8 protein-coding genes are annotated in these 10,730 nt (G+C 65.2%); 6 read left to right on the top strand and 2 right to left on the bottom strand.

Going from position 1 to position 10,730, the window contains the following annotated elements:
* Positions 1-22: 22 nt before the first annotated feature.
* Positions 23-1,384 (bottom strand): beta-galactosidase, encoded by a 1,362-nt coding sequence (locus tag QN347_RS17370; protein WP_322162402.1) that lies wholly within the window; start codon positions 1,382-1,384, stop codon positions 23-25.
* A gap of 179 nt (positions 1,385-1,563) precedes the next feature.
* Between QN347_RS17370 and QN347_RS17365 the strand changes: the two genes are divergently transcribed.
* Positions 1,564-3,699, top strand: coding sequence for an alpha-galactosidase (locus QN347_RS17365; RefSeq protein ID WP_322162404.1), 2,136 nt, complete (start codon positions 1,564-1,566; stop codon positions 3,697-3,699).
* Positions 3,700-3,846: 147 nt separating this feature from the next.
* Here the strand turns inward: QN347_RS17365 and QN347_RS17360 are convergent, their stop codons facing one another.
* The gene (locus QN347_RS17360; protein WP_322162406.1) at positions 3,847-5,196 is read right to left on the bottom strand and encodes an MFS transporter; all 1,350 of its coding nucleotides are present in this window, start codon (positions 5,194-5,196) and stop codon (positions 3,847-3,849) included.
* A 193-nt stretch (positions 5,197-5,389) separates the two neighbouring features.
* On the opposite strand from QN347_RS17360, the gene cyoA reads away from it, so the two are divergent.
* The 5 genes from cyoA (at position 5,390) to QN347_RS17335 (ending at position 10,369) form a co-directional block, all read left to right on the top strand.
* Positions 5,390-6,526, top strand: a complete 1,137-nt coding sequence (gene cyoA / locus QN347_RS17355; RefSeq protein ID WP_323494230.1) for a ubiquinol oxidase subunit II — start codon at positions 5,390-5,392, stop codon at positions 6,524-6,526.
* Positions 6,523-8,517: a cytochrome o ubiquinol oxidase subunit I gene (gene cyoB / locus QN347_RS17350; RefSeq protein ID WP_322162408.1), complete on the top strand. Its 1,995-nt coding sequence runs from the start codon at positions 6,523-6,525 to the stop codon at positions 8,515-8,517. The genes cyoA and cyoB overlap by 4 nt, the downstream gene beginning before the upstream one ends.
* A gap of 1 nt (position 8,518) precedes the next feature.
* On the top strand, positions 8,519-9,154 hold the full coding sequence (gene cyoC / locus QN347_RS17345; RefSeq protein WP_322162409.1) for a cytochrome o ubiquinol oxidase subunit III: 636 nt from the start codon (positions 8,519-8,521) through the stop codon (positions 9,152-9,154).
* Complete coding sequence (gene cyoD, locus QN347_RS17340) at positions 9,151-9,531, top strand: cytochrome o ubiquinol oxidase subunit IV (RefSeq protein ID WP_322162410.1); 381 nt, start codon at positions 9,151-9,153, stop codon at positions 9,529-9,531. The genes cyoC and cyoD overlap by 4 nt, the downstream gene beginning before the upstream one ends.
* 127 nt (positions 9,532-9,658) lie before the next feature.
* A complete protein-coding gene (locus QN347_RS17335; protein WP_323494228.1) occupies positions 9,659-10,369 on the top strand; it encodes a Crp/Fnr family transcriptional regulator in 711 nt (236 codons plus the stop codon).
* Positions 10,370-10,730 lie beyond the last annotated feature (361 nt).

The following is a 10,730-nucleotide window of genomic DNA, read 5'->3' as shown; positions in this document are numbered from 1 at the left end:
CAGGTTTGGGCATCACGCCCATCTATCCCACTCGATTCCCTACGGGAATCCCCAACGTCAGTTTTGCAACAAAGCCCTGCTGCAGCAGGATGCTCGTGTAATCATAGCTCTGGCCCTGCTGCTCGATCTCGCCGAGCCACTGCGCCTCGACATCGACCACCAGCGCGACGCGCGCGCGCGTCGCTGGCGTCGAATCGAGGTCGAGCAAGGCGAGATCGCGCACCACCGCCTCGATCTCGGGCCAGGCGGCGGCTTCGCTGCTGTCGGGGCGGAGCAGGCCGGCGTGCATCTGCTCCTGCGCGAACGGCGCCTGCCGCCAGCGGAAATAGCTCACCACGCCGGCACCGTGCGCGAACGCCTCGAGTGTCCACAGCCGTACCATGCCCGGCGCTGGTGCAGGATTGTGCGTCGCCCAATTCACCGGCCCGGGCTGCTGCTCCATGATCCAGAACGCGCCCGGCGCGAGCCCGCGCGTCTGGTCGAAGTAGAACGCGCCGTAATCGGGATGACCGGTGCGCATGAAGCGCTTGAAGTCGGCCGGCGCCGCATCGGCCATGCGCAGGTCGGTCCGCCCGAGCGGGTAATTGTCATACGAGGCGAAATCGAGATCGCGCGCGAGCCGGTGATTGTCGATCCCGGTCTCGTCCATCGGGATGAAATTGTGCGTGACGAACCGGCCGGGCGACAGGCGCCGCAGCACCTCGACTTGCGCATCGTGGAAACGCACGACTTCGTCCGACGAGAAGCGATACCAGGCGAGGCGATGCGCCGGGCTGGTCTCGGTCACCGCGCCGACCGGCAGCTCGATCTCGTCGAAGCTGCGATATTCCATCGACCAGAAGACGTTGCCCCATGCGGCGTTCAGCGCAGCGACATCGCCGTAGCGGTCGCGGCACCACAGCCGGAACGCGTCGCGTGCGACGGGCGAGGCGCTGAGCGTGGTGTGGTGGCAGCACAGTTCGTTGTCGGTCTGCCACCCAGCGACGCCGGGATGCGCGCCATAGCGTTCGGCGAGCGCGGTGACGATCTTGACCGCGGCATCGCGATAGACGTCGCTCGAAAAGTCATAGTGCCGGCGTGAGCCGAAGCCCCGCGTGCGGCCGGTTGCAGGGTCGACCGGCAAGATTTCGGGATGCGCGTCGATCAGCCATTTCGGCGGGGTCGCGGTCGGCGTGCCGATCACGACCTTCAGCCCGGCAGCGGCGAGCGTCGCAAGCGCTGCATCGAACCAGTCGAAATCATATCGACCGGGATCGGGCTCGAGCCGCGACCACGCGAATTCGCCGATGCGAACGTAGCGCAAGCCGAGCGCCGCCATGCGCCGCGCATCGTCTGCCCACTGGTCGCGCGGCCAGTGTTCCGGATAATAGCAAACCCCGAGCACGTCGCTCTCCTCCCGCCGCTTTCAACGAAGCAGTGTTTGTGCACCCATCTCGCGCCGTTCTCGTGACGAGAAGCAGCCGGCGGGGTATACGAGCATATTTATCGGATAAATTGACCGGGTCAATCGCTCCGGATAGCGTTGTCAGAAAAATTGACCCCTGCTTTAGAGAGACATCGCCAATGCCAGCTGCCGCACCGCTGCCCGCCTTCGTTCGGCTCGATGGAGCACGGACCAGCTTGGTGATCGATTGTCGGGGCGGGGCGCCGGTGGTGCTGCACTGGGGCGCTCGGCTCGCCGAAAGCGCCGATCCGGCGACGCTCGCTTTGCTCGGCGCGCGCGAGGAAGCGCCATGCTCGCCCGCACAGACGCCGCCATTGTCGCTCACGCCCTTGATCGGCACGGGGTTTCCGGGACGACCGGGGCTGTCGTGCCACCGGGACGGGCAGGGCTGGGCGAGCTGGACGGAGATCGTTGCCGTCCAATGCGGTGAGGACAGCGTCGAGATCGTCTCGCGCGACGCGGCCAATGGCATGACGCTGCGCCATACCCTGCGGCTTGCGGCGGCGGGTGACGTGCTGCGCGCACGCACCACGGTTACCAACGATGGTGTCACCCCCTTGGCGATCGAGGCGTGCGACGCCCCCGCGCTGCCGGTGCCGGCGGCGGTGTCCGACTGGGTGCTGTTCGATGGGCGCTGGTCGGGCGAGTTCCAGATGCAGCGCGTCGCACGCACGATGGGCGCGGTGTCGCGCGAGAACCGCCGCGGACGCACCAGCCACGATGCCTTCCCGGCGCTTCTCGCCGAGGTCGCGCCGTGCGGCGAGCAACTCGGCGAAGTATTCGGCTTCCACCTCGCATGGAGCGGCAACCACCGGCTCTGGGCCGAGACGCTGTCCGACGACCGCGCCTATGTCCAGCTCGGCGAACTGCTGCTGCCCGGCGAGATCCGCCTCGCGCCTGGCGCTGCGTATGCGAGCCCCGAACTCGTCTGCGCCTGGTCGGACCGAGGGCGCAGCGGCCTCTCCCAGGCGATCCACGCGCATGTCCGCGCGCGCCCGCAGCATGCGCGGCTGCGCGCGAAGCCACGCCCGGTGCATTACAACACTTGGGAGGCGGTCTATTTCGACCATGATCCGGCCAAGCTCATCGCGCTCGCCGAGCGCGCCGCGGCAATCGGGGTCGAGCGCTTCGTGCTCGACGATGGCTGGTTTCCCGCGCGGCGCAACGATCGCGCCGGGCTTGGCGACTGGACCGTCGATCGCAGCGTCTATCCCGAGGGTCTCGGGCCGCTGATCGACCGCGTCCGCGCGCTCGGGATGGAGTTCGGGCTGTGGGTCGAGCCCGAGATGGTCAATCCCGACAGCGACTTGTTCCGCGCGCATCCCGAATGGGTGCTGGCGACCCCGCCGGCACCGCAGCTCGGCTTTCGCCACCAGCTCGTGCTCGATTTCGGCCGCGCCGAGGTGCGCGACCATCTGTTCGCCGCGATCGACGCGCTGTTGCGCGACCATCCCATCGCGTATCTCAAATGGGACATGAATCGCGATCTCAGCCACCCCGGCGACGCCGATGGCCGACCGGGAGCACATGCCCATGTCCTTGGGCTGTACGACCTGCTGGCGCGTCTTCGTGCGGCACATCCTGCAGTCGAGATCGAAAGCTGTTCGAGTGGGGGCGGGCGCGCCGATTTGGGCATTCTCGACCTGACCGACCGGGTGTGGACGTCGGACACCAACGATGCGCTCGATCGCCTGGCGATCCAGCGGGGGCTGTCGACCTTCCTGCCGGCCGAAGTGATGGGCGCGCATGTTGGCCCGACCGATTGCCACATCACCGGGCGGCGCGTTTCAATGGCAACGCGCGTGGCGACGGCGCTGTTCGGGCATTTCGGTGTCGAGGCCGATCTCGGCGCGTTGAGCGAGAGCGAGGGCGCCGAACTCGCGGCCGGGATCGCGCTCCACAAGCGGCACCGCGCGCTGATCCATTCGGGCGATCTCGTCCGGCTTGATCGCGGGGAGGGCGAGATCGCTTTCGGGATCGTCGCCGCCGACCGTGGCGAGGCGGTGTTCAGTTACACCCAGCTGCGCGAACAGCGCGGCTATCTTGCCGATCCGCTCCGGCTGGCGGGGCTCGATCGCACCGCAGACTATCGCGTGCGCTGCGTTTGGCCGGTTGAGCCCGTCGTCGGGTCGCCGCTGTTCGCCGCCTTGCGCGACGGTTTGATCGTGTCGGGCCAGTCGCTGATCGCGATTGGCCTGCAACCGCCGCGCTTGAAGCCACAAGCGGGGTTCCTGCTCCACGTCGAACGGGTCTGACGTCGGGCGCTGGAGCCCGTCGAAGGTTCCCGCCCGGCTTTATCCCTGCACTGGATTGGGGACTTCGATCTCCCGGCGCTGGGCAATCGCGCCCAGCAGGCCGAGCGGACTGGCGAGGCCGCGCAGGGCGTATCCCGCGAGCGCACCTTACTGCGCCATCTGGCGGGGATGCTTGCGTGCCCAATCGCGGTTCAGCGCAAGCGCCGCAAGCGTGCAGAGCGCCCCGGACAACAAATAGGCGCCAACCGACATCAATCCGAACGTGCTCGCCAGCCATAGCGCCGCAAGCGGTGCGAAGGCGGCGCCGATGAACCAGGATGCGGTCGCGGTCGTGCCCGCGCCCGTATAGCGGTGCCGGGGCGAGAAGTTGCCGTTGACCGCCCCCGACGACTGGCCGAACGACAGGCCGAGCAGGACGAAGCCCAGCATCATGTACGTCCATTCGCCCGCCGCCCCGCGGCCGAGCAGTTGCGGGGCAAAGCCGCTGTAAGCGGCGATCAGCGCGGCGGAGACGCCGAGCAAGGTGCGGCGGCCGACCCGGTCGGCGATGACGCCGGACAGCGTTACCGCGACGAGGCAGACGAGCGCACCGACCAGCTCGATCACCAGGAAGCGAACCGGCGGCTCCCCCGAGGTGAGCACGAACCACGACAAGGGGAATACGGTGACGAGGTGGAACAGCGCGAAGCTCGCCAGCGGCGCGAACGCCCCGAGCACGACCGTACCCCCTTCTTCGCGAACCAGCGCGGAAAGCGACGATGGCTGCAGCTCGCGGCTTTCGAACAGTTGCTTGAACCCTGGTGTCGAGATCAGCCGCAGTCGTGCGAATAACGCCACCACGTTGATGACAAAGGCGACGAAGAAGGGAAAGCGCCAGCCCCAATCGAGGAAATCAGCGGTGCTGAGCGCGCTGAGCAGATACGCGAAGACCGCGGCGGCCACGAACAAGCCGACGGGGGCGCCGAGCTGCGGGATCATCGCAAACCAGCCGCGGCGCCCGGCGGGCGCGTTGAGCGACAGCAGTGCCGGAAGGCCGTCCCAGGTGCCGCCGAGCGCGAAGCCCTGCCCGATGCGGAACAGCGCCAGCAGGATGACCGCCCAGGCGCCGGCCTGCGCGTGGCTGGGGACGAAGGCGATCGCCGCGGTCGATCCGCCGAGCAGGAACATCGCGGCGGTCAGTTTGACGCCGCGGCCGTGCTTGCGGTCGATCCAGATGAAGGCCAGTGCGCCGATCGGCCGTGCGATGAAGGCAAGCGCGAAGAGTGCGAACGAATAGAGCGTGCCCGTCAAGGCATCGACGTACGGGAAGATGACCGACGGAAAGACCAGCACCGACGCGATCGCAAAGACAAAGAAGTCGAAGAATTCCGACGACCGTCCGATGATCACCCCGACGGCGATGTCGCCCGGTCGGACCTGATGGTCGCGCGCGTTGATCAGCTGCGCATCGCGCTCCAAGGGGGTCGAGTTCTCCGCGTCGAGTGCCGTCCCTACCATCGCATTCCGTCCTATCTGCTCAGTCGTGTGTGGCAGCGACTGCGGCGGCCGCCGTGATCGATCAGCGATGCCGACACTCCCGCCATAGCGATTCACAAACCGCAAAACTTTGATCGCGGACAAAGTTCGGCAGTCGATCAGCGGCTACGCGTCGGGCATGGGCAGCACATCATCACATCGCATCCGCACGGCGTTGCGCCTTCCCCTCCTGGGGATTCCGGCATTGCTGAGCGGTTGCAACATGGTGGTGTTGAACCCGACCGGTGATATTGCCCTGCAACAGCGCAATCTCATCCTGTTCGCGACCGGGATCATGTTGATGATCATCGTGCCGGTGATGGTGCTGACGGTGCTGTTTGCCTGGCGGTACCGGCGCGGCAATCCCAACAAGATCTACGATCCCAATTTCGACCATTCGACCACGCTCGAGCTCGTGATCTGGGCGTGCCCGTTGCTGATCATCATCGCGCTCAGTGTCGTGACATGGACGAGCACGCATCTGCTCGATCCATTCCGCCCGCTCGAGCGGCTGTCGGCGGGCCGGCCGATCGCGCCCAACACCAAGCCGCTCGAGGTGCAGGTCGTCGCGCTCGACTGGAAATGGCTGTTCATTTATCCCGAACAGGGCATCGCCACCGTCAACGAACTGGCGCTGCCGGTGGACGTGCCGGTACACTTCTCGATCACGTCGACGAGCCAGTTCAGCACCTTCTACGCGCCGACGATGGCAGGAATGATCTACGCGATGCCGGGCATGCAGTCCGTGCTCAACGCGGTGCTCAACCAGCCCGGCGACAGCTGGGGCTATTCGGGCAATTATACCGGTCGCGGTCACACCGAGATGCGCTTCAAGCTGCGCGGCATGGCACCGGCGGATTTCGCGCGCTGGGTCGCCCGGGTGAAGGCCAACAAGGGCACGCTTGCCGCGGCCAATTATGGCGCGCTGGAGCAACCCAGCATCAAGGTGCCGGCGCTGTATTTCGGGTCGGTCATGCCGGGCTTGTTCGACCGCGTGGTCAATCGCTGCGTCGCCCCGGGTGCGCCATGCACGATCGACGTGATGCGCCGCGACATGGCGCGCAGTCGGGGCGATGTTGCGGGTCGCAGCGCCGCGCCGCTGCATGGCACCACGCCGACTCCGGCGCTCTTCAAGGCCCCCGAGGACAAGGGCACGGGGCCCAACGTCACCAAGCCGGCCAAACCCGGCGCACCCGGCGAGCGCAAGCAAGGCGATCTGCGCAATCGCGATCTGTCGGCCACGCAGCCTTTCCTCGCCCCCGGTGCGCTTCGCACCGCGCGGTCTGATCCCCAAGCATCGGGACTTTCATGAGCGATCATCTTCTCAAATCGATCTTCGGGCGGCTGACCTGGGAATCGTTTCCGCTGCACGAACCGATCCTGCTGGGGACGTTCATCGTCGTCGCGGCGCTCGGCCTCGCGCTTGTCGGCGCGCTGACGTACTTCCGGCTGTGGGGCTATCTGTGGAACGAATGGTTCACGAGTGTCGATCACAAGCGGATCGGCATCATGTACGTCATCCTCGGCATCATCATGCTGCTGCGCGGATTTTCGGATGCGCTGATGATGCGCGCACAGCAGGCGCTTGCCTTCGGCGACAACCAGGGTTTCCTCGAGGCGCATCATTACGATCAGATCTTTACCGCGCACGGTACGATCATGATCTTCTTCGTGGCGATCCCGCTGGTGGTCGGCCTGGTCAACTTCGTCATGCCGCTGCAGCTCGGCGCGCGCGACGTGGCCTTTCCGTTCCTCAATAATCTCAGTTTCTGGCTGACCGCGGCGGGGGCGGTCCTCGTGATGATTTCGCTGTTCGTCGGCGAGTTCGCCAGCACCGGCTGGCTCTCCTACGCACCGCTCGCCGGGCTGGCGTACAGCCCCGAAACGGGGGTCGATTATTATCTGTGGTCGCTGCAGATCGCCGGTGTCGGCACGACGCTGTCGGCGATCAACATGGTCGCCACCGTCATCAAGATGCGCGCGCCCGGCATGACGATGATGAAGATGCCGGTGTTCTGCTGGACGGCGTTGTGTTCGAACGTGCTCGCCATCGCCATCTTCCCCGCACTGACCGCCGCATTCTTCCTGCTCATGCTCGATCGCTATATCGGCACGCATTTCTTCACCAACGAGCTCGGCGGTTCGCCGATGATGTATTGGAACATGGTGTGGATCTGGGGGCACCCGGAAGTCTATGTCCTCGTCCTCCCCGCATTCGGCATCTATTCGGAAATCACCTCGACCTTCACCGGCAAGCGGCTCTTCGGCTATACGTCGATGGTCTATGCGACCGTGGTGATCACGATCCTGTCGTATCTCGTCTGGCTGCACCATTTCTTCACCATGGGTGCGGGACCGAGCGTCAACAGCTTCTTCGGCATCGCCACGATGGTCATCGCCATCCCGACCGGCGCCAAGATCTTCAACTGGCTGTTCACCATGTACCGCGGCGACATCCGCTTCGAACTGCCGATGATGTGGGTGGTGGCGTTCATGCTGACCTTCGTGGTCGGCGGGATGACCGGCGTGCTGCTAGCGATTCCGCCCGCCGATTTCGTGCTGCACAATTCGCTGTTCCTGGTCGCGCATTTCCACAACGTGATCATCGGCGGCGTGGTGTTCGGGCTGTTCGCGGGAATGGTCTACTGGTTCCCCAAGGCGTTCGGTTTCAAGCTCGACGAGTTCTGGGGCAAGGTCGCCTTCTGGGGCTGGGTGATCGGCTATTGGGTCGCCTGGACGCCGATCTACGTCGTCGGACTGATGGGCACCACGCGCCGCGTGAACCATTTCGACGATCCCACGCTCCAACCCTATTTCATCGTCGCCGCGATCGGCGCGCTCATCATCCTGGTCGGCATCCTCGGCTTCGTGATGAGCATCGTGATGGGCTTCGTGAAGCGCGACCAGCTGCGCGATCTGACCGGCGACCCGTGGGACGGCCGCACGCTCGAATGGTCGACCACCTCGCCGCCGCCGGCGTACAACTTCGCCTTCACGCCGGTGATCCACGATCTCGATGCGTGGTACGACATGAAGAGCCGCGGTTACGAGCGGCCCGCCGGGGGCTATCGCCCGATCCACATGCCGCGCAACACCGGCGCCGGAATCATCCTGGCCGGACTCGCGCTCAGCCTCGGCTTCGGCATGGTGTGGTACATGTGGTGGCTCGCCGCATTGAGCTTCGCCGGGCTGATCGTCGTCGCGGTCGCGCATACCTTCAACTTCGCGCGCGACTATTTCATTCCGGCGGACGAGGTCGCGCTGACCGAGAGCAAGCGCCACCAGCCGGCCGTGGGAGCCTGACATGACCGACCACACGCGCCTCCCGAGCGACGCCGCGCCGAGCTGGCACCTGGCCGAAGACGACGATCACGATTCCGGCGGCAACGGTGCCACCGTGCTCGGCTTCTGGATCTACTTGATGAGCGACGCGCTGATCTTCGCGTCGCTGTTCGCGATGTTCGGCGTGGTCCGGACGAGTTATGCCGGCGGGCCAATGCCGCACGAGATCTTCGAGCTGCCGCTCGTCGCGCTCAACACCGCGTTGCTGCTGGCGTCATCAATCACCTTCGGCCAGGCGATGCCGCATATCGAAGCCGGGCGGGTCGGCGCGACCCGCTTTTGGCTCGCGGTGACCGGCCTGCTCGGCGCTGGATTCATCGGCATCGAACTGTACGAATTCTCGACGCTGATCGCCGAAGGCGCAGGGCCACAGCGCAGCGCCTTCCTCTCGGCCTTCTTCACGCTCGTCGGCACGCACGGCGCGCACGTCACGGTCGGGCTGCTGTGGATCGGCGTCATGCTCGTTCAGCTCGGGCAGCACGGCCTCAGCCAGCCGATGAAGCGCCGGCTGATCTGCCTGTCGATGTTCTGGCACTTCCTCGACATCATCTGGATCGGTGTCTTCACCTTCGTCTATCTGTTTGGAGTCCTCCGGTGAGCCAGCCTTCGATCGCGCCAGAAACCGCACATGGCGCCACCTCCGGCCACAGCCAGCGTGGCTACCGCATCGGCACGATCCTCGCGATCATCCTGACGGCGTTGCCGTTCTGGCTGGTGATGTCCGGAGTGCTGCACGATGCGCAGACGACAGCGGCGCTGATCTTCGCCATGGGCTTTGCCCAGATCATCGTTCACGTGCTCTGCTTCCTGCATCTCGACACGCGATCCGAAGGCGGCTGGACGTTGCTCGCTTTCCTGTTCACCACGGTGATCGTCGTGTTGACGATCGCCGGGTCGATCTGGGTGATGTATCACCTCAATGCCAACATGATGCCGATGCCGATGCCTGGCGGCCTGGTGATCCCGGCGCACTGAGCGCGGACACCACCCGCGCGAGGGTGCCTCGTTCGCGACGCGGCCTACCTGCCTGACGCCTTCGGCATATACCTAGGTATGCCGAATTGATGCAGGTTTATCATCTCGTGGGCGTATGAAACTTCCTATGCTCAGCATGGATATCTGCGCCGATGATACGGCACCCGACTCGAGGGTGCGCGCGAGCGTGATGCGCAGCGAACGCGCGGCATTGGATACGATCGGGCGGTATAAGAACGTTTCTCGTGGCGAAACGGTGATCTGGGCCGGTGACGAAAGCACTATCTGCGGCAATTTGCTGTCCGGCGTGCTCAAGCTCGTCGCCTGCACCACGCAGGGTCGTGAGCAGATCGTCGGGCTGCTGTACCCAGCCGATTTCGTCGGGCAGCCCTATCCAGGGCGCGCTGAATTCACGATCACGGCGATGACGGATGCCGAGTTATGTGTGTACTCGCGCAGAGCATTCGAGCGGCTGCTGACCGATCAGGCTGGGATGGAGCGCTTGTTGCTTCAGCGCACATTGGCAGCCTTGAACGTTGCCCGTCGGCAGATGTGGACGCTGGCCCGGACATCGGCGGCTGAAAAGGTCGCAGGGTTTCTGATCGACATGACCTCACGCACAGCGTCGAGCGGATGCAGGGCGACCTACGACGCCCCGGTGACGTTCGACTTGCCTTTGTCGCGCGGACAGATCGCCGACGTCCTGGGGCTCACCATCCAAACGGTGAGCCGGCAGATGACCCATTTGAAGGCGGCCGGGATTATTCGGCTTCCCGGCGGACGCGCGATCACGATCACGGATTCGATCGGACTGGAAGCGCGGGCGGTCGCTGCTTAGCGGCCTGGCGTACCGCGTCATCGTACCGCGCGCGATCTCGGGTCGCTGCCGAGCAGGGTGCCCGGGGGTATGGTCGCTCGCGCTCCTCGATCCGGGGGGCATGGACGCAATGTATCCGATCTTCACTCGGTTACGCGCACGGATGACCGATGCGTTTGGCGAGGTCTCCGCGAAGCCGACGGCGTTGCGGTGCCGGCAACCCGGAGATGCCGGGACCGCGCCCGCAATCATCGAACGCTCGCTCGGTCGGACCGAGATGTGCATCCGAATGTATGATTGTGCCGCTTAGAGGCTGTTTGGAAAATCGGATTTGAGGGATTCCGCTTGTCGCTGAAGTATGATTCAGAGCTTGGATGTGGAC

This window comes from Sphingomonas sp. 10B4 (genome assembly GCF_035019905.1).
Classification (GTDB): Bacteria; Pseudomonadota; Alphaproteobacteria; order Sphingomonadales; family Sphingomonadaceae; genus Sphingomonas; species Sphingomonas glacialis.
This window is presented reverse-complemented; position numbering and strand designations above follow the sequence as displayed.